This is a genomic window from Pseudomonas sp. WHRI 8519, assembly GCF_040224055.2.
GTDB lineage: Bacteria > Pseudomonadota > Gammaproteobacteria > Pseudomonadales > Pseudomonadaceae > Aquipseudomonas > Aquipseudomonas putida_X.
On the sequence record NZ_CP167996.1, the window covers coordinates 4,714,468 to 4,733,471 of the forward strand.

Here is a 19,004-nt window from a genome sequence, read left to right on the forward strand (position 1 = left end):
TTTGAATGAGTTTCACCCATGGAAACACCCAACAGATCCGCCTTCTTCGACATCACCAGCGAACAGGGCCTGCTACGCACCTCGATCGCCGTCACCCTGTTCATCGCCACCATCGGCATCGCCTTCGGCCTGGCTTCCGGTTCGTTCTCGATCATTTTCGACGGTGTCTACTCGCTGGCCGACGCTGGCATGAGCGGCCTGTCGCTGGTGGTGGTGAAGCTGATCACTTCCCATGCCACCAGCCGGCACGTGTCACGCAAGCTGCGCGAACGCTTCACCATGGGTTTCTGGCACCTGGAACCGATGGTGCTGGCGCTCAATGGCGTCCTGCTCAGCGGAGTGGCGCTGTACGCCCTGATCAATGCCGTCAGCAGCCTGCTCGAAGGCGGCCGCCACCTGGAGTTCGGCATCGCCATGGTTTATGCGGCGCTGACCGTGATCGCCTGCGCGACCATCGCTGCGGTCGAAGCCCGGGCCAACCGCCAGCTGAACTCGGATTTCGTGCGTATGGACGTCAAGGGTTGGGTAATGTCGGCCAGCATCACCGCAGCGTTGCTCGTCGCCTTCTGCTTTGGCTTTGCCGTGCAGGGCACGCAGTGGGCGTGGGTATCGCCGTACATCGACCCGGCGGTGCTCGCGCTGGTGTGCCTGGTCATCATTCCCCTGCCGTTGTCGGTGGTGCGCCAGGCCATGGCGGATATCTTCCTGGTCACGCCTGGCGACCTGATGCTGCACGTGGATGAGGTGGCCCGTGCGTTTGTCGCACGCCACGGCCTGGAATCCTATCGGGCGTATGTGGCCAAGGTTGGCCGCTCTCGGGAGATCGAACTGTATTTCATCGTGCCCAAGCACCTTCCAGCCAAAAGCATCGAAGCGTGGGATGCGCTGCGCTGTGAAGTCGGCGATGCGCTGGGTGGTGAGGGGCCGGACCGCTGGTTGACGGTCGTGTTTACCGCAGACCCTGAGTGGGCTGAATAAGGCGCGCCAACAGCACGCGGGTGCCGCTTGGCGCTGATCTGCAGGTGCCCTGCTTGGTGATACCCCTACCGCTAGTCGGATATTTCTGAGCGTTCTGAAGCAACGGCTAGCCTCCAGCCTAGCGTCAGGGATAACGCTGAACATTCGGTCCATGAAGGGCCAGTACGCCTCGTCGTCCCGACGCTTTATCTGCTGAGGAGACGATAATGAAAATAACCCTGAAACGGTTGGCGTGCCTGGGAGCGAGCTTTACCAGTGCGCTGGCCATGGCCGATGCGGCCAGCCCGCCGGTGCTTTCACCTGCAATTCCCTTCGACGTCCACGCTACATCCCCCTTTACCCTGGACAACCTGCAACACGCTTTCGACGTGCTGTCGTGGCAGACATTCGTTGCCCTGAACTGGCCCGCCGGCGCCGACGGCAGCGCCAACACCTCGGCGAAGATCGGCGCGCCGGGGCAAACGGTGTGGGAGTCGTGGAAGGAGAGCTACGAGATTTTCCTGCCCCAAGGCCAGAAGCCGGTCGCCTGGAACCAGAAGGCGCCACTGCCCGCCGCCTGCCAAGGCAAGGGTGACCTACCCGTGCTGCAACAGATGGGAAAGGTCGCCGGTGTGCTCGACGAATTCATCCAGCCATTCAAGACCGGCCCACTGGTGGACCAGAACGGCACCTACACGCGTAACGCGATCATGGTCAACCAGCCGATGTTCGACGACATCGTCAACAATGGCCTGTACAGCAAGGAGGGCCAGCAAGCGTTCCTGAGCAAGGCCGATAACCGCATCGCCTTTGCCTGCGGCTCGCAGGAGGCCCAACAGGTCGGCGCGATCATGGTCAAGTCGTCCTGGAAGGTACTCGGCGGCAACGACAACGCCCAGGACTTCCACGCCGTCGACGCCTTGGTCTACACGCCCGGCAACGCCGACCCGAACAAGGGCGCGGTGATCCCCGAGTCGTGCAGCGCGCAGAAGGTCGGGCTGGTCGGCCTGCACATCGTGCACAAGACCAAAAGCGCGCCGCAGTGGATATGGTCGAGCTTCGAACACGTGCGCAACGTGCCGGAAAAGACCACGCCGATGAACGAGCGCAAAGGCCCCTACCTGTTCTACGACGCCCAGGCCAGCGACCGTCCGGTGAACGAGCCGCCAGCGCAGCCGTGGGACCCCTCGAAGAAAGCCACGCCTTCGCAGATTGTGCGCGAGATCCCGCTCACCGCTGCGACCCAGCAGCTCAACGCGCAGTGGCAAGGCGCGCTCAAGGGCACTGTGTGGGCCAACTACCAGTTGATCAGCACCCAGTGGCCGACCGACGCCGCCGAGGACTGCCAAGTACCGTCGCCAACCAATCCGCTGGGCACGCCTGCGCCGAACTTCCTGGCCAACGCCACGCTGGAAACCTACAACCAGGGCACTACGCCGCAAGCTTCATCCAGTTGCATGGAGTGCCACAACAACGCGACCACCCGCGTGACCCAGTCACCGCGCACCAGCTTCGCCGATTTCACCTTCCTGCTTGAACGTGCCCAATCCACTGGCGCCAAGGAGTGATGCCATGAGCGACACTAACCTGCAGAACTTCATCGACCTGTCCGCCATCCTCACCGGCCTGTCAGCAGAGCTGCTGGCGCCTTCGGTGGACCCGATCAACCTGCCGCCGGTGTTCTTCGCCACCGCCCAGCAAGGGATGGGGACCGCAGCGTTCAGCAACCTGCTGGAGCTGTACGTCAGTATCAAGGGCCAAACCCCGGCGCAAATCGCCAGCGCCGTACTCGGCAATGCGGACCCGCAGATCGCCCAAGGCGCCCGTTCGATCATGAAGCTGTGGCTGCTCGGCAGTTGGTACCAGCCATATGACCAAGGCAGCAAGCGCAAGGGTGACACCCGCGTGGTGTCTGACCAAGCCTACAAGCAAAGCTGGGCGTGGAAGATCGCCCAGTCTCACCCCATGGGCTATAGCCAGTACCACTTCGGCTACTGGGCCGAGCAGCCACCGACCCTCAAACAATTCACCGGTGTCGACGCCAAGGAAGGGCAGCAGCCATGAGCAACGTACACACCCAGAATATCGAAACCGCCGATGTGATCGTGGTGGGCGCCGGCATGGCCGGCAGCGTCATGGCCTACCAGTTGGGCCTGGCCGGCTTGAAAGTGCTGGTGCTCGAGTCGGGCCCGGCAATCCCGCCCAACCGCAGCGAGTATCTGGAGCGTTTCTACACTGCCGTGCTCAAGTCGCCGGAGTCGCCCTACCCGCCGGAGCAGACCGAGCAGACCCCGGCCACCCAGTTCGCCCCACGCGCGACGATCCAGGACTTGATCACCGCCGGCAGCACCGACCCTGACAAGGTGCAGAAAAGCTATCTGGTACAGAAGGGGCCGCAACTGTTCGCCAGCACCTACGAACGGGTAGGCGGCGGCACCATGTGGCACTGGATGGGCACCGCCCTGCGCCTGTTGCCCAACGACTTTCGCATGCGCACTGCGTACAACGTCGGGGTCGACTGGCCGATCAGCTACGACGACCTGCAGACCGCCTACTGCCGCGCCGAGGAGGAAATGGGCGTGTCCGCCGATGTCGCCTCGCAGGCCTACCTGGGCGTGACCTTCCCGCAGGGGTATGAATACAGCATGCACGGCATCCCGCCGTCGCTGGTCGACCAGGGCCTGGGCAAGAACGTCACGGGCGCGGTGTACCAGAGCCCGGAGAAAGCACCGGACGGCAAGCCGTACCCCGGTGTCACGCTCAACGTCCGGCAGACCCCGGCCGGGCGCAACTCACAGAGCGACAACGGCCGCCGGGTGTGTGCCGGTAACACCAGCTGCACGCCGATCTGCCCGATCCAGGCCAAGTACGACGCCACCGTAACCATGGCCAAGGCACTGGATACCGGCAATGTGCGCATCCTTTACCAGACCGTGGCGAGCCAGGTGCAGGTCGATGCCAATGGGGTCACGGGGATTGATTTCATCCAGTACCAGAACAATGGCACGCGTCAGACCGGCACGGCCCAGGGTAAGCGCTACGTGATCGCCGCCCACGCGATCGAAACGCCGAAGCTGTTACTCAACTCCATCGGCCCCAACAGCCCTAAAGGGGTCGCCAACAGCAGCGGCCAGGTTGGCCAGGCGTTGGCGGACCACCCGGTGTACCTGGCCTGGGGCCTGATGCCCGAAGGCAAGCCGCTGTTCCCGTTCCGCGGGCCGTTGTCCACCTCGGGGATCGAGGATATGCGCGATGGCCCGTTCCGCAGCCAGCGTGCCGCTTGGCGTATCGAGATCGGCAACGAAGGTTGGAACTGGTCGGTGAACGACCCCTACGCCTCGGTCTGCGATTTCATCGACGGCACCAACGACGGCGGCGCTAACCCCAACAACCTGGCGTTGTCTGGCGAGGCGCTGGTGCAACAGCTCAACAGCGTGCTGACCCGCCAGTTCCGTCTGGGCTTCTTGATCGAGCAGGTGGAGGAAGACCCTGACCATGCGCTGTGCCGGGTGGAGCGCAGCACGGAGTTCACCGACGGCCTGGGCCTGCCCCGCCCGCAGATCACCTACGCGCTGTCCGACTACACCAAGGAGGGCTTCAAACAAGCGCGCCTGGCCGCCACCCATATCATCACCAAACTGATGGGCGCCACCGAGCTGACCAACCTGAACCCTGAACTCAAGCCCGGTTCGCAAACAGTGTTCAACTACGACGGCCAGAACTACGCGTTCTTCGGCGCTGGCCACCTGATGGGCACCTACCGCATGGGCGCGGACCGCACCAAATCGGTGGTGGACAAGGACCAGCGCAGCTGGGACCACCCCAACCTGTTTCTGGTCGGCGACGGCGTATTCCCCACCACCGGCACGGCCAACCCAACCTTGACCATCACCGCGCTGACGTTCCAGGCGGCCGACGTGGTGGCCAGCGACCTGCTCAAACGCACGCTGCAGGTGCAGGCCAACCAGGCATGGCAGGCCACGGGCATGCAGGTCAATGGGCAAAGCTGGCAGCTGGCGGTGTGTACGGGCGGGCAGTGGACGGCCAACCCGGCCACCGGCATGGTAGGCGCGAAGGGCAACCCGGCGTTGATCGCCAAGCCGGGCTACACCCTGCCGGGGCAGAACGAAGGGGCATTGATCGGGCGCATCGGCAGCAACGGCGTGCCGTTCCTGGTGGGTGATCAGGTGCAATTGCCGCGCGGCCAGCAGGGTGAATTGCAGCTGTGCATCAACGACGACCTGGCTGGGCGTTATGGGGCTGGCCTGAGCGATAACCTGGGCAGCCTGTCGGTGGAGGTGCGTTTCGGGGCGCTCTAGGCAATGTCGTACCAACCCCACACTGCTCGGGCAATGGCGCAGCAGTGTGGGGTTGGTTTCTCAGCCCAGGTGGGCCAGCGGTTCGCGGCAATGTGCGGTGACCGGCCGGCCAGCATGTGAGCCTTGCGCGCGCAATTCACGCGCACTTTCGCCCGCTGAGGGCCACTTGACGTTGTCTGCAGCCTCTTAACTACAACGGCCCCTGAAGTACTCACTGAGAAACTCCACCGTTACTTTCACCTTCGCCGAATTGAGCAACGGCGATGTGTATACGGCCCAGATATCCGCAGCCTGCCGATACTCACCGAGCACCTGCACCAACCGTTCTGATAGCAAGTCATCTTTGATGTCCCACCTCGAACGCAGCAATATCCCACGGCCATCCAGGCACCACTGCCGAGCGATTTCCCCGTTGTTGGTCGACAAGCTGCCGGTCACCTTCACCGTCTCCGGGCCTCGGGGGCCCGTCAGGTTCCATACGCCAAAGGGGTGGTCGCGCTCCTTGATCACCAGGCAATCGTGGTGCCCGAGATCCGCCAGCGAAGCAGGTGTGCCATGGGCACGCAGGTACTGCGGGCTGGCGCACAACACGCGATGATTCTGCGCAAGCGGCTTGGCGATGACATGGGGGGCAAGGTCGTTACCCACCCGGATGTCCAGGTCCACGCCCTCCTCCACCAAGTCGACCAGGCGGTCGTGAACATCGAGGCGAATATCCAGGCCCGGATAGCGCGCGCCCAACTCCGCCAATGCCGGCGCCACCATCCGCCGCCCGAGGCCGGCGCTACTCACTACCTTCAGCAAGCCTTTGGGCTCGCCGTGAAGGGCATCGATCTCATCACCCAGTTGGCTGACCTGATACAGCAGTTGCTGCGCCCAGCGGCTGACCCGTTCCCCCTCGTCGGTCAGCGTCACGCTGCGGGTGGAGCGGTGCAACAGGCGCAGATTCAGGTCTTGCTCCAGTGCCCGAATACGCTTGCTGACGAACGCGGGTGACATCCCCAGCTCGTCTGCGACGCCGGTGAAGCTGGACCGACGGGCGACCAGCAGGAATACCTCAAGGTCGTGCAAGTTAGGCAGATTGTTCACGATTCAGAAACCAAGTTTCAACGTAGGAGCTGATTTTGTCCGAAATGAATAAGATTAGCCTAGGGCTTCCTTCATCGAACAGAGCCCCTGCCCATGATCACGCACCCTTTTCGCATTGCCGCCATCCCTGGTGACGGTATTGGCCTCGAAGTCCTGCCTGAGGGCATTCGTGTGCTGGAAACCGCGGCGCACAAGCACGGCCTGGCGTTGCAGTTCGACACGTTCGAATGGGCCAGCTGCGACTACTACCTGCAACATGGCAAGATGATGCCCGACGACTGGGCCGAGCAACTCAAGCACTACGACGCCATCTACTTCGGCGCAGTAGGCTGGCCTGACAAGGTGCCTGACCATGTCTCCCTGTGGGGGTCGCTGCTCAAGTTCCGTCGCGAGTTCGACCAGTACGTGAACATCCGCCCGGTGCGGCTCTTCCCGGGCGTGCCGTGCGCCCTGGCCAACCGCAAGGTCGGCGACATCGACTTCGTGGTGGTGCGGGAAAATACCGAAGGCGAGTATTCGTCCATCGGCGGCATCATGTTCGAGAACACTGAAAACGAATTCGTCATCCAAGAGTCGATCTTCACCCGCCGTGGCGTCGACCGCATCCTCAAGTACGCCTTCGACCTCGCCGAAAAGCGCGAGCGCAAACATGTCACCTCGGCCACCAAGTCCAACGGCATGGCCATCAGCATGCCCTACTGGGACAAGCGCACCGAAGCGATGGTGGCTCACTACCCGCAGGTCACCTGGGACAAGCAGCATATCGACATTCTCTGCGCCCGGTTCGTCCTGCAGCCCGAGCGCTTCGATGTAGTGGTGGCGTCCAACCTGTTCGGCGACATCCTGTCGGACCTGGGGCCGGCCTGTGCGGGCACCATTGGCATCGCACCGTCGGCCAACCTGAACCCTGAACGCACCTTCCCATCCCTGTTCGAGCCGGTGCATGGTTCTGCGCCAGACATCTTTGGCAAGAACATCGCCAACCCGATCGCAATGATCTGGTCCGGGGCCATGATGCTGGAGTTTCTGGGCCAAGGCGATGAGCGTTACCAGCGCGCCCACGACGACATGCTCCAGGCCATCGAACGCGTGATCGCCGAGGGTTCGGTCACACCTGACATGGGGGGTTCACTCTCCACCCAGCAGGTGGGCGCCGCCATCAGTGACACCCTGGCCCGGCTCGATTGAGCACTGTTCGCGTTGAAACCGGCATATCTGGGGCCTCTGCGCACGATATGCCGTCAACCCCTCGGTTTTTGCAATAAAGCACTTTTGCAGCGCCCATTTGTGCGCCCTTGCGCCTGGGACCTGCCGGTACATTAGACCGAGGGGTCATCCATTCAGCGGCCCAACAAGACCGCCCCTGCTCGCCTCCTGCACCTGCCCACATCCGAATGGGAGTTATGCACATGACAATATCCACGCTACGCACCCTGCAAGTTTCCACCCTCGCCTTGCTGATCGGCAGCGCATCGCTTGCCCAGGCTGAAGATTCGATCACCTTCGTCTCACAGGGCGGCGCCTATCAGGAAGCACAAAGCAAGGCGATCCTGGAGCCTGCGGCCAAGAAGTTGGGCCTGACCCTGAAGCAGGACAGCTCGCCCAAGGCCTACCCGATCATCAAGACCCAAGTGCAAAGTGGCAATGTGAGCTGGGACGTGGTCGACCTTCCCACCGGCGACTGTATCCGCGGTGAAGAGGAAGGCCTGTTCGAAAAGCTCGACCTCGCCATGATCCCAAATGCCGCGCAACTGCCGGCAGCCCTCAAGGATGACTACAGCGTCGGCTACATCAGCTATTCCACCGTGCTGGCCTACCGCACCGATGCCTTCGACAAGGCCAACGCGCCGAAAACCTGGGCCGACTTCTGGAACACCGACAAGTACCCGGGCGAACGCTCGCTGCGCAACCTGCCACGCCCTACCCTGGAGATCGCCCTGCTGGCTGACGGCGTGGCACCCGACAAGCTTTACCCACTGGACGTCGACCGCGCATTCAAGAAGCTCGAACAGATCAAACCCCACATCGCCACCTGGTGGACCTCCGGCGGGCAATCGGCGCAGCTGATCAGCGACGGCGAAGTCGACATGATCCAGGCCTGGAACGGCCGTATCAGCGCCGTGCAAGCAGACGGTGCACCGGTGAAGTTCACCTACGACCAGGGCATCCTCGAAACCAATTCCTTGTGCGTGCTCAAAGGCACCAAGCACCGTGATGCCGCGATGAAGTTCGTCAACGAATTGATCGATGCCCGCCTGCAGGCCGCTTTGCCGATGATCATCGACTACGGCCCGCTGAACCCCAAGGCCTTCGAAACCGGCGTCATCCCGGCCCAACGTGCTGAAGAACTGCCCTCCTCACCCGGCAACATGCAACGCCAGGCCCTGCTGTCGGCCCAGTGGTGGGCATCGGACGCCGGAATCAAGGCTGAAGAACGCTGGTTGTCGTTCGTGCAGAAGCAGTAATCGGAGGCGACATGACACAGGCTTATCTCACACACTCGATACCCGACTCAGGGGCAGCCCCCATGACCACGCCCGAGGCACTGCAGCGTGAAGAGCGCAAAGAGCACGCGAGCATGTTGCTTTTGCTGCTGCCGGCGTTGCTGATGGTTGCGGTGTTGCTGATCCTGCCCCTGGGCTGGCTGGCCATGCAGTCGGTGCAGGGTGATGATGGCTTCACCCTGGCCAATTATCTGCGCATCTTCGAGGAGCGCATCTACTGGGACACTTTCGCCCTGACCTTCAAGATCAGCCTGATCGTCACCGTGCTGTCGATCCTGCTGGGCTTCCCCATCGCCTACGCCGCGGCGCGCCTGCAGGGGCTGTGGGGCAACTTGATTCTGGTCTGCGTCATCATCCCCTTCTGGACCAGCGTACTGGTGCGTTCCTACGCCTGGTTGGTGCTGCTGCAGCGGCGTGGCCTGGTCAACCAGACCCTGCTCGACCTGGGCCTGATCGACAGGCCACTGAACCTGATGCACAACACCACCGGCACGGTGATCGGTACCTTGCATGTGATGCTGCCGTTCATGGTACTGCCGCTGTACGCAGTCATGCGCAAGATCCCCCAGGACCTGTTGCAAGCTTCCAGCAGCCTCGGTGCTTCGCCGTTCTATTCGTTCCGCCGGGTGTTCCTGCCCATGGCTGCCCCCGGCGTCATGGCAGGCTCGATCCTGGTATTCGTGATCTGCCTGGGCTTCTTCATCACACCCGAGTTGCTGGGTGGCGGGCGCACCATCCTGGTGTCGATGCTGGTGCAACGCAACGTCGAGCTGTACCACGCGTGGGGCGCTGCCAGTGCTGTAGGCCTGGTCCTTCTGTTGGTGGTGTTCCTGATCTTCTGGGGCATCAACCGCTTCATCCCGATCGAACGTGTTCTGGGAGCGCGCTGACATGAAAGCCTTGTTTTGCAACCTGCGCATCTCGAACGTTGTGTTCGGGCTGCTGGTGGCGATGATCCTCGCCTACCTGATCGTGCCAGTGCTTATCGTGGTGCCGATGTCGTTCTCCGAAGCACGCTTTCTGCAGTTTCCGCCCAAGGAGTGGTCGCTGAACTGGTATGCGGCGTTCTTCCAGAGCATCGAGTGGATGAGCGCCGCCAAGGTCAGCCTGATCACGGCCCTGGCCACGACCCTGATCTCGCTGCCCATGGGCATGGCCGCGGCCTATGCGATCAACAATTCGTCGCTCAAGATCATCCGCACCCTGCAGATCATTCTGCTGTTGCCGATGATGGTGCCGATCATCCTGATCGCAGCTGGGGTGTTTTTCGTTTACGCCCGGGTCGGCCTGGTCAGCTCGCTGACCGGCCTGGTGCTGGCGCATATCATGCTGGCGCTGCCCTACGTGATCATTGCCTTGCTGGCAGGCCTGCGCAATTTCGACATGTCCCAGGAAATGGTGGCGCGTAGCCTGGGCATGAACCGCTTTCGCGCATTCATGGCGGTGACCCTGCCACAGATCAAACCCAGCGTAGTGTCGGCCACCTTGTTCGCCTTCATCACCTCGCTGGATGAAACCGTGGTGGCGCTGTTCATCTCGGGCGGCGACAACCAGACCATCACCAAGCGCATGTTCACGGCACTGCGTGACGAAATCGACCCGACCATCGCGGCCATCAGCTCCATGCTGATCCTCGCCTCCCTGCTGCTGGTGGTCATCGCCGGGCGCAACAAACAGGCCTGACCCCCTGCCGCTTCGCCTCGAGCGTAGCGGCAGGTCCTGCTGTCACCTCACTCAATTCGGCATCTCTGGCTGCCCACCCGGGCCAACTTGGCATCGGGCGCTGGCGCCGGCTTCTTACACTTTGCCTATCACGGCAACCGAGCTACAGGTAACCCTATGTTGAAAGCCCAATTACGTGACCCGTCTCTACTGATGGAGAAATCCTACGCCAATGGTGCGTGGATCGACGCCGACGATGGCGCCACCCTGGCTGTCGTCAACCCTGCCAATGGTCAGACGCTGGCCCATGTTCCGGCGCTTGGGGCCAGCGAAACCCGCCGCGTCATCGCCGCCGCCGAAGCCAGCTTCCAGGCCTGGCGCGACGTGCCGCCGGCGGAGCGGGCCCGTCTGCTGGAAGCCTGGCACCAGGCAATTTTGGCCAACCAGGACGACCTGGCGGTGATCATGAGTGCCGAGCAAGGCAAGCCACTGGCCGAAGCCAAAGGCGAAATCGGCTACGGCGCCAGCTTCGTCAAATGGTTTGCCGAGGAAGCCCGGCGTATCTACGGCGACACCATCCCCGCGCCCAGCAGCGACCGGCGCATTCTGGTGCTCAAGCAACCGGTCGGGGTGGTGGCCGCCATCACCCCGTGGAACTTCCCCAATGCCATGATTACGCGCAAGTGCGCCCCGGCCCTGGCGGCGGGCTGCACCATCGTGGTCAAGCCCTCCGAGCTGACGCCACTGTCGGCGCTGGCGCTGGCAGCGCTGGCAGAGCGTGCGGGCATTCCCGCCGGGGTATTCAATGTGCTGACCGGGCTGCCCGCTGGCGTGGGCAGCGAGCTGACGGCCAACCCCAGTGTGCGCAAGCTGTCGTTCACCGGCTCGACCAAGGTCGGCCAACTGCTGATGAGCCAGTGCGCGGCCACCATCAAGCGGCTGAGCCTTGAACTGGGTGGCAACGCGCCCTTCATCGTGTTCGACGATGCTGACATTGAACTGGCGATCCAGGGCGTGATGCTGAGCAAATTCCGCAATGCCGGGCAAACCTGCGTGTGCGCCAACCGCATTCTGGTGCAGGATGGCATTTATGACCGGTTCGCCGAACGCCTCAGCGCCGAGGTGGCCAAGCTCAAGGTCGGCGATGCCTTCACCCCCGGGGTCACCCTCGGCCCGCTGATCAACACCGCCGCCGTTGACAAGGTACGCCGGCACATCGACGACGCCGTGGCCAAGGGCGCCTCGGTGATCGCCGGTGGCCTGCCTCAAGGCGATGGCCTGTTCGTGCAGCCGACCGTGTTGCGCGACGCCAGCCCCGACATGCTCCTGGCCAGCGAAGAGACCTTTGGCCCGGTGGCGCCGCTGTTCCGCTTCACTGAAGAGTCCGAGGCGCTGGAAATCGCCAACGCCACGCCTTATGGCCTGGGCGCCTACTACTTTACCCAAGACATGCGCCGTGCCTGGCGCGTCGGCGAGCGCCTGGAGTTCGGCATGGTCGGCCTGAACACCGGGGTCATCTCCATGGAAGTGGCGCCATTCGGCGGGATGAAGCAGTCGGGTACCGGCCGCGAGGGCTCCAAGTACGGGCTGGACGAATTCCTGGAGATCAAAGCCTGGCACATGGGTGGCCTGGGCTGAGCCCGACTCAGCAGATCTGACTTTTGAACCGGAGCAAAACAGCACGAACCGGGTGGCCGGCTGTGCTCAGATGAACACAGCCCGCTAGCCCAGTTGCCCAGTGCAGGAGAATTCGCGATGCATTTCACTGATGGTTTCGAATCGGTCACCGTTCACCAGGTAAGCAAGCACTACGGCAACCTCAAGGCGCTGGATCAGGTCGACCTGAAGGTCGAGGCCGGGGAATTCATGTCGTTGCTGGGGCCTTCCGGCTCGGGCAAGACCACGCTGCTGAGTATCCTTGGCGGCTTTTTGCGGGTGAGTTCGGGCAGCATTTTGTTTGGCGAGCGTGACGTCACATTGATGCCCCCCAATAAGCGTGACATCGGAGTGGTATTCCAGAACTACGCCTTGTTCCCGCACATGACCGTGGGGCAGAACGTTGCGTTTCCCTTGCGCGCCCGCGGCATCAGTGCCAGCAACAGCCGCGAGCAGGTAGCCAAGGCCCTGGCCACGGTGGAACTGGCCGGCTATGAAGACCGCGCGATCAGCGCCCTGTCGGGCGGCCAGCGCCAGCGCGTGGCCCTGGCCCGGGCAATCGTCTTCGAACCCAAGTTGATCCTGATGGACGAGCCATTGTCTGCGCTGGACAAGCAACTGCGCGAAACCATGCAGATCGAGCTGCGTGCCCTGCATAAACGCTTGGGGGCAACCATGATCTACGTGACCCACGACCAGCGCGAAGCCCTGACCATGAGCGACCGCATCGCAATCATGCGTGGCGGCAAACTGGTGCAGGTGGACACCCCGCGCAGGCTTCACGACCACCCGTCCAATGACTTCGTCGCCAGCTTCATCGGTGAAAGCACGCTGGTGCCCCTGCAACGCAGCGCTACAGGCCTTAGCCTGGGCGCGACCCCGCTGCGCACCAGCCGTGAGGTCCCGGCCAGTGGTGCGCTGTTCCTGGCCCTGCAATCGGAAAAACTGCTGCTGGACAACGGCAGCGCAGGGCCGGAATGGAACCGCTTGCACGGCCGGGTTTCGGACATCGTCTTTCAGGGTGAGAGCCTGAAGGTGTTCGTCGACCTCGATGATGGGCCGACCATCAGCCTGCGTCAGCCCAGCCATCATGAAGGCAACCTGAGCCTGCCGCAGGTCGGCGCGCCCCTGTGGATGCGTCTGCACCCGCAAGACACCATCGTGGTGCCCCAGGCGAGTTGAGTGAGCCTGGCGTGGTCCTCGCCATCCAGCCAGGACCACCGACCAGCTTAATATTTCGTAACCCCCCTGCAAAACAACCGATCTCACCACCGCCTCCCCCAACTTCAGCGCTTGTCACCCCGGCCAGTCTTTATCCTGAAATCTCCCCACTCCCTGACTTGCCCCGGAGATCACCATGAATCCACCTTTGAGCGAAAACCAACGCCTGCTTGCCTGGCGCGAAGAGAACGTGCCACGCGGCATCGCCACCGCCCATCCGCTGGTGGCAGCGCGTGCCAGCGGTGCCGAACTGTGGGATGTCGACGGGCGTCGCTACCTGGACTTCGTTGGCGGCATCGGCGTACTCAACACCGGGCACAACCACCCCAGGGTGGTGGAGGCGGTGCAACGCCAGGTTCAGCAGCTTTCACACGCCAGCTTCCAGGTGGTTGCATACGAGCCCTATATCGCCGTCGCCGCACGCCTGAACGCGTTGGTGGGCAACGGTGAGCATTACAAGACGGCACTGTTCACTTCCGGTGCCGAAGCCGTAGAAAACGCCATCAAGATCGCCCGTGGCCACACTAACCGCCCTGCAGTCATTTCCTTCACCGGCGGCTTCCACGGCCGCACCCTGCTGGGCGTGACGCTGACCGGCATGAGCCAACCCTACAAGCAGAACTTCGGCCCCTTCCCGGCCGAGATCTACCATGCCACCTACCCCAACCCCTATCGCGGCATCGACAGTGATGAAGCCCTGGCGCGCCTCGATGAACTGTTCGCCACCGATGTTGCGCCAGACCGGGTCGCGGCCATTCTGATCGAGCCCGTTCAAGGTGACGGCGGTTTTATCGCCGCACCCAAAGCATTCCTGCAAGGGCTGCGCGAGCGCTGCGATCACCACGGCATCGTATTGATCCTTGACGAGATCCAGGCCGGTTTCGGCCGCACGGGCAAGATGTTCGGTTTCCAGCACGCCGGCATCCAGCCTGACCTGGTCACTGTTGCCAAGAGCCTGGCCGGTGGTCTGCCGCTGTCGGGTGTGGTGGGCCGTGCAGCGATCATGGACGCCCCTGCACCTGGTGGGCTGGGCGGCACCTACGGCGGCAACGGTGTGGCCTGCGCGGCCGCACTCGCGGTGCTGGACCTGTTTGAAAGCCAGGACCTGCTGGCACAGGGCGAAGCCTTGGCGCAGCAACTGCACCGAGGGTTGCTGGCCTTGCAACAGGCACACCCGCGTATCGGCGAGGTGCGCGGCCTGGGCTTCATGCAAGCGATCGAGATGGTTGCCGGGGATGCTGCCAACAGCCCGGACGCGGCCTTGGCGCAACGCGTGATCGATGAGGCCCGGCATGCCGGCCTGCTGATCATCAAGTGTGGCGTGCACCGCAACGTAGTGCGCTTCCTGGCGCCACTGGTCACTACCCCGGCGCAGCTGGCCGAGGCCTTGCAGATGCTTGGCCAGGCACTGGATGCCGCGGGTGCCTGATGAATCGCCCAGGGCCGCTGACGCGGCCCTGGGTATAGCCCCGGACGGACCCGCTGAACCACCACAGGAGTCAATACCCATGAAAATCACGCATTACCAGGCACTGGGCTTGTCGTATGCCACCCTGGTCGACCGCGAACGGGGCATTCTCGAGGGCCTGCGCCCCCTTGCGGCGCAATCTGCCCAGCGGCTCAACGACCAACAGTTACTCGCCGCTTATCGTCAGCTGACACTGCAACTGGCGCGCCAGGCCAACAGCCCGGCCGCCTTGCACGGGCTACTGTACCAACGCCTGGCGCAGCAATTGCTTGTTGTTCCGGACTGGGATGCAAGTGTGGCGTTTGGTAGCGCTGCAGCGCAGTGGCCGATCTACGAGGACGCTCCTGGCGCCTTGCAGTACCTGAGCAAGTTCTATCGCCTGGTGCTCATCGCCCCCCGGCACGGCATCGATATCGAAAGCCTGACCCGGCGCTTGCCGGTGGCCTTCGATGCTGTCGTTGAACCGGCTGACGACGACTGGCGACCGGCCTTGGCACAGGCTCTGCAGGAGATTGAAGTACAGCGGATGGGCATGCTGCCCGTTCGCAGCAGTGAACCGGACGACCCTTGGAACAGCTTGGTCGACTTCCCGATCTGTACCCTGCGGCGCGCACAGTCCACTCCCTGGAACCTCACGCATTCGGCACTCGACGCCAAACGTTGTGAATACGCAAGCCTGGCCGACATGGCCCATGCCCACCAATGGGCACTGAGGGCCTGAAGCAGGCAGACCGGCGCGCAATCAACTGAGGACTCAACGATGGACGCGGCAACCAAACTTGATCGCATCGACATCAACATTCTTGTCCAGTTGCAAAAGGACGGGCGGATGACGAACGTCAGCCTCGCCGAAGCCGTGGGGCTCTCCCCCAGCCCCTGCCTGCAGCGCGTCAAACGCCTGGAGGCAGCGGGTTATATCAGTGGCTACGAAGCCCACGTGAACCTGGCCAAGTTCGCCAACTCGGTAACCGTGTTCACAGAAGTTACCCTGCAGGACCACAAGCGTGCGGATTTCGTGAAGTTCGAATCGAGTATCCGCAACATCGATGAGGTGCTGGAGTGTCATCTGATCAGTGGGGGCTACGACTACCTGGTGCGCTTCCTGTGCAGCAGCATCCAGCATTACCAGGAACTGATGGAATCGATTTTGGAGAAGGACATCGGCATCGAGAAATACTTCAGCTACATCGTGATCAAGTCGCCCGTGGTCAAGAGCACCGTGCCAGTGCGTAGCCTGGTCAAAGCCGTATGATCATCGAAGCGCAGTAGAAATGCTCGCTGGGGGCTGGTGGGCTCGGTAACTATCTGCGTGAGCCCAACAGGATTTTTAAATCTGACCGTTTTCCGACGTGTCTGGATAAGGCGATGAGGCGGCCTTCGGCCTAACCGTAAATGCAATAGACCTTGCGCACCAGCACTTCACTGGCCCAGGCGTTGGTGGCTCCGGCCGGCACGACTACCGTTTCACCCGCTGCAATGGTGTGTTGGGTGCCATTACTCTCCGTCAGCGTGATCTGGCCATCGATGATGTGCATCAGCTCGCTGTAACCCGGCTCCACCTGCCGCCGTTGGTACGGCTCGCACGCCCAAACACCAATGCGTAACGCGCCCTGCTCGAACACCGCCTGGCTCCAGGCGCGTGGCGTGGGGCTGAGCAGTACGTCGGCGGACGGCGGATTGCAGGATTGCAAGCGACCATCGAGTGCCAACTTGAGCGGCTGGCCATGGCTGGCCGCCCCCTCCACACCCGGAATGCGAATGAACCAATAACGCAGCGCGCCTTGCGCCTGCCAGTCGAGCGCCACACCCTGGGGCACCACAAAGCAGTCACCTGCCTTGAGCTGCAACACGAAACCCTCCCCGCTCAGCTTCAGCTCGCCCTCTTCGAGCATCCCCAGCAGCACAGCATCCAATGCTGCGCAACGAAGCGCCTGCGCGCCTTCGCCACGGCCCACCTCGTAACCTGGCCCATACTGATGGCTGATCGGATCGGTTAGACGGTAATGCAGAACCTGCGCCATGAAAGCTCCTGGTCAATGGCCAATGGCATCGAGAAACTGCTGCCAGCCGGCGGCCAGGCGCACACCCGGCGCTCGGAAGGCATGCAAGGGGATCGGGTTGAGACGCTCGCCAGCCAGAAGACGCAAGTCAAGCGGACGACCTGCGGTAAGCTCGGCCAGGCGGGCGCCCATATAGGTCGACATGGCGACCCCACCCCCGTTGTAACCGATGGCATAGAAACGCCGCTCATCCAACTTACCGGCATGGGGCAAGCCGTCCAGGGTCATGTCTACCAAACCCGACCAGCGATAAGCGATCGGCTGGCCAGACAACTGCGGGAAGATCTCTGCCATGTTCTCCTCCAGCGCCTTGTAGGCAGCATTGCTGCCATCCTTGCCGAATGCCCCGCGCCCGCCGAAGATCAGGCGGTCACCAATCACTCGGAACCAGCGCAGCATGCGCTTGGTATCCCCGCACACTTGGCCGCCGGGCAGGAGGCTGGCCAGCACTGCGCTCGGCAGTGGCTCGGTGGCGATGATCGCACTGCAAAACGGCACGATACGCCGGTGCAAGCTGGCGGTGACGGGGGTTAGGTCGGAGTAGGCATTGGTGGCGTACACCAGTTGCTGGGCGTGCACGCGCCCTCGGGCAGTCTCAACCACTACGCCATCGGCGCGGCACTCCACACGCTGGGCCGGGCTGTCGATGAACACCTGAACCCCGCGCCCGTGCAAGTGGCGTGCGATACCACGGGCAAAATTGAGCGGGTGCAGCCCCCCGGCCTTGGGGGTCAACATGCCTCCCCTGAAGCGCTGGGAACCCGTCATCTGCGCGACTTCCTCGGCATCCAGCATTACCGAGCTGCGAGTGCCGGTTTCCTGCCGTATCCATTGCGACGTCGCCTGCAGGCCAGCGAGCGCCTTATCGTTGTGCGCCGCCGCAATGTGACCATTGAGTGTCAGCTTGGCCTCGCTCAAGCCCAGGGTATCGACGGTCTCTATCACACTGTCTACCGCCTCATAGCCGGTGCGATACAGGTGCAGTGCGGTGTCACGATCGAAACGTTGCATCACGCTCTGGAAGCTGACGCGAAACTTCGGCGACACCACGCCGCCATTACGTCCGCTGGCACCGGAGGCCAGGCTGTTGGCCTCCAGCACCACCGGTTCACGGCCACTGTCGGCGATGTGGCGGGCGGCGCTGAGGCCGGTATAGCCGCCACCGATAATGACCACGTCGCACCTGCGATCGCCTTGCAGCGACGAGAGCGGCACGTCGGGCTCGGCAGTGGCGGCCCATAGAGACTGGATATTCATGAGGCACTCGTCCGCAATGTCATGACACCGGGGCCGCAATGCGGCCCCATTCCAATTCAGCCCAGTTCCTTCTCCACCGCATCGGCCAATTGCGCCAGTGAGGTGAAGTGGTAGTGGGGCTCGGTGCGCTCGGACTCCAGCGTTCCGCCGGTACCCTTCTGCGCATGGCGGCGCTCGATCCAGCACACCTGGTAACCCAAACGCTTGGCCACACCGATATCGTGGTACTGGCTTTGCGCAACATGCAGGATTTGCTCGAAGACGATGCCCTGGGTAGCCAGAACGCCCCGGGTGTAAGCGAAGAACTGCGGGTCGGGCTTTTCGAAGCGCACATCGTCCACGGTGACCCGCACATCGAAAGGCTCACCCAGGGTACGGGCCATGTGGTTGAGCGCCCAGATGCGTGAGTTGGTGGTGGCGACCAGCTTGAAGTGCTTACGCAGGCGTTGCAGGGCCTCTACCGAATCGGGGAATGCCGGGAAATTCTCTACCGACAGCGCAAGGCCCCGCGCATATTCGGCGCTGTCGGGGAGGTTGAGCTTGGCAGCGATGCGGTGGTAGCAGCGCTCCAGGTCGTCAGGCCACCAGCCTGCATCCGACTCCGCGCGGGCTTCACGGTAGGCCTTGAGGATTTCGTCGTCGGTGTAGGGCTTGGCGGCCTCGGCGACTACGCCACGGATATGATTGAGGATGCCAGCCTCGAAATCGATCAGGGTACCGACAACATCGAAGGTCAAGGCTTTGAATGACGTGAAGGACATGGGGCGCTCCGCTGGGGTGAGTGACGGTGTGCAAACAGTATCGGCGCCAT

17 protein-coding genes are annotated in these 19,004 nt (G+C 62.7%); 13 read left to right on the forward strand and 4 right to left on the reverse strand.

Annotated elements, in window-relative coordinates:
• Positions 1–18: 18 nt before the first annotated feature.
• The 4 genes from ABRP30_RS21485 to ABRP30_RS21500 all read left to right on the forward strand — a co-directional run bounded on the left by ABRP30_RS21485 (position 19) and on the right by ABRP30_RS21500 (position 5,276).
• A complete protein-coding gene (locus tag ABRP30_RS21485) occupies positions 19–978 on the forward strand; it encodes a cation transporter (RefSeq protein ID WP_349974709.1) in 960 nt (319 codons plus the stop codon).
• 206 nt (positions 979–1,184) lie between these two features.
• On the forward strand, positions 1,185–2,525 hold the full coding sequence (locus tag ABRP30_RS21490; RefSeq protein WP_349974710.1) for a cytochrome C: 1,341 nt from the start codon (positions 1,185–1,187) through the stop codon (positions 2,523–2,525).
• Positions 2,526–2,529: 4 nt separating this feature from the next.
• Positions 2,530–3,021 (forward strand): sorbitol dehydrogenase, encoded by a 492-nt coding sequence (locus tag ABRP30_RS21495; protein WP_241805979.1) that lies wholly within the window; start codon positions 2,530–2,532, stop codon positions 3,019–3,021.
• The gene (locus ABRP30_RS21500; RefSeq protein ID WP_349974711.1) at positions 3,018–5,276 is read left to right on the forward strand and encodes a GMC family oxidoreductase; all 2,259 of its coding nucleotides are present in this window, start codon (positions 3,018–3,020) and stop codon (positions 5,274–5,276) included. Before ABRP30_RS21495 ends, ABRP30_RS21500 begins: the two co-directional genes overlap by 4 nt.
• Positions 5,277–5,462: 186 nt before the next feature.
• On the opposite strand, the gene ABRP30_RS21505 is transcribed toward ABRP30_RS21500, so the two are convergent.
• The gene (locus ABRP30_RS21505) at positions 5,463–6,365 is read right to left on the reverse strand and encodes a LysR substrate-binding domain-containing protein (RefSeq protein ID WP_349974712.1); all 903 of its coding nucleotides are present in this window, start codon (positions 6,363–6,365) and stop codon (positions 5,463–5,465) included.
• Between the two features lie 93 nt (positions 6,366–6,458).
• On the opposite strand from ABRP30_RS21505, the gene ABRP30_RS21510 reads away from it, so the two are divergent.
• The 9 genes from ABRP30_RS21510 to ABRP30_RS21550 all read left to right on the forward strand — a co-directional run bounded on the left by ABRP30_RS21510 (position 6,459) and on the right by ABRP30_RS21550 (position 16,128).
• A complete protein-coding gene (locus tag ABRP30_RS21510) occupies positions 6,459–7,553 on the forward strand; it encodes a tartrate dehydrogenase (RefSeq protein WP_349974713.1) in 1,095 nt (364 codons plus the stop codon).
• A gap of 221 nt (positions 7,554–7,774) precedes the next feature.
• Entirely contained in the window at positions 7,775–8,830 is a 1,056-nt protein-coding gene (locus ABRP30_RS21515; RefSeq protein ID WP_349974714.1) for an ABC transporter substrate-binding protein, read from the forward strand.
• A gap of 62 nt (positions 8,831–8,892) precedes the next feature.
• Positions 8,893–9,759: an ABC transporter permease gene (locus ABRP30_RS21520; RefSeq protein ID WP_267818101.1), complete on the forward strand. Its 867-nt coding sequence runs from the start codon at positions 8,893–8,895 to the stop codon at positions 9,757–9,759.
• 1 nt (position 9,760) lies between these two features.
• Positions 9,761–10,552: an ABC transporter permease gene (locus ABRP30_RS21525; RefSeq protein ID WP_349974715.1), complete on the forward strand. Its 792-nt coding sequence runs from the start codon at positions 9,761–9,763 to the stop codon at positions 10,550–10,552.
• Positions 10,553–10,708: 156 nt separating this feature from the next.
• Entirely contained in the window at positions 10,709–12,169 is a 1,461-nt protein-coding gene (locus ABRP30_RS21530; RefSeq protein ID WP_349974716.1) for an NAD-dependent succinate-semialdehyde dehydrogenase, read from the forward strand.
• Between the two features lie 117 nt (positions 12,170–12,286).
• Positions 12,287–13,369 (forward strand): ABC transporter ATP-binding protein, encoded by a 1,083-nt coding sequence (locus ABRP30_RS21535; protein ID WP_349974717.1) that lies wholly within the window; start codon positions 12,287–12,289, stop codon positions 13,367–13,369.
• A 175-nt stretch (positions 13,370–13,544) separates the two neighbouring features.
• A complete protein-coding gene (gabT, locus tag ABRP30_RS21540) occupies positions 13,545–14,837 on the forward strand; it encodes a 4-aminobutyrate--2-oxoglutarate transaminase (protein ID WP_349974718.1) in 1,293 nt (430 codons plus the stop codon).
• 79 nt (positions 14,838–14,916) lie between these two features.
• Positions 14,917–15,597 carry a hypothetical protein gene (locus ABRP30_RS21545; RefSeq protein WP_349974719.1) on the forward strand — a complete coding sequence of 227 codons (681 nt, stop codon included), beginning with the start codon at positions 14,917–14,919 and terminating at the stop codon, positions 15,595–15,597.
• Positions 15,598–15,636: 39 nt separating this feature from the next.
• Positions 15,637–16,128, forward strand: coding sequence for an Lrp/AsnC family transcriptional regulator (locus tag ABRP30_RS21550; RefSeq protein WP_267818113.1), 492 nt, complete (start codon positions 15,637–15,639; stop codon positions 16,126–16,128).
• Positions 16,129–16,258: 130 nt separating this feature from the next.
• On the opposite strand, the gene ABRP30_RS21555 is transcribed toward ABRP30_RS21550, so the two are convergent.
• Genes ABRP30_RS21555 through ABRP30_RS21565 form a run of 3 tightly spaced genes read right to left on the reverse strand, consistent with a single transcriptional unit; the run spans position 16,259 to position 18,954 of the window.
• Positions 16,259–16,897 (reverse strand): cupin domain-containing protein, encoded by a 639-nt coding sequence (locus ABRP30_RS21555; RefSeq protein ID WP_349974720.1) that lies wholly within the window; start codon positions 16,895–16,897, stop codon positions 16,259–16,261.
• Between the two features lie 12 nt (positions 16,898–16,909).
• Positions 16,910–18,193, reverse strand: a complete 1,284-nt coding sequence (locus ABRP30_RS21560) for an FAD-binding oxidoreductase (RefSeq protein WP_349974721.1) — start codon at positions 18,191–18,193, stop codon at positions 16,910–16,912.
• Positions 18,194–18,249: 56 nt separating this feature from the next.
• Positions 18,250–18,954, reverse strand: coding sequence for an HAD-IA family hydrolase (locus ABRP30_RS21565; protein ID WP_267818119.1), 705 nt, complete (start codon positions 18,952–18,954; stop codon positions 18,250–18,252).
• Positions 18,955–19,004 lie beyond the last annotated feature (50 nt).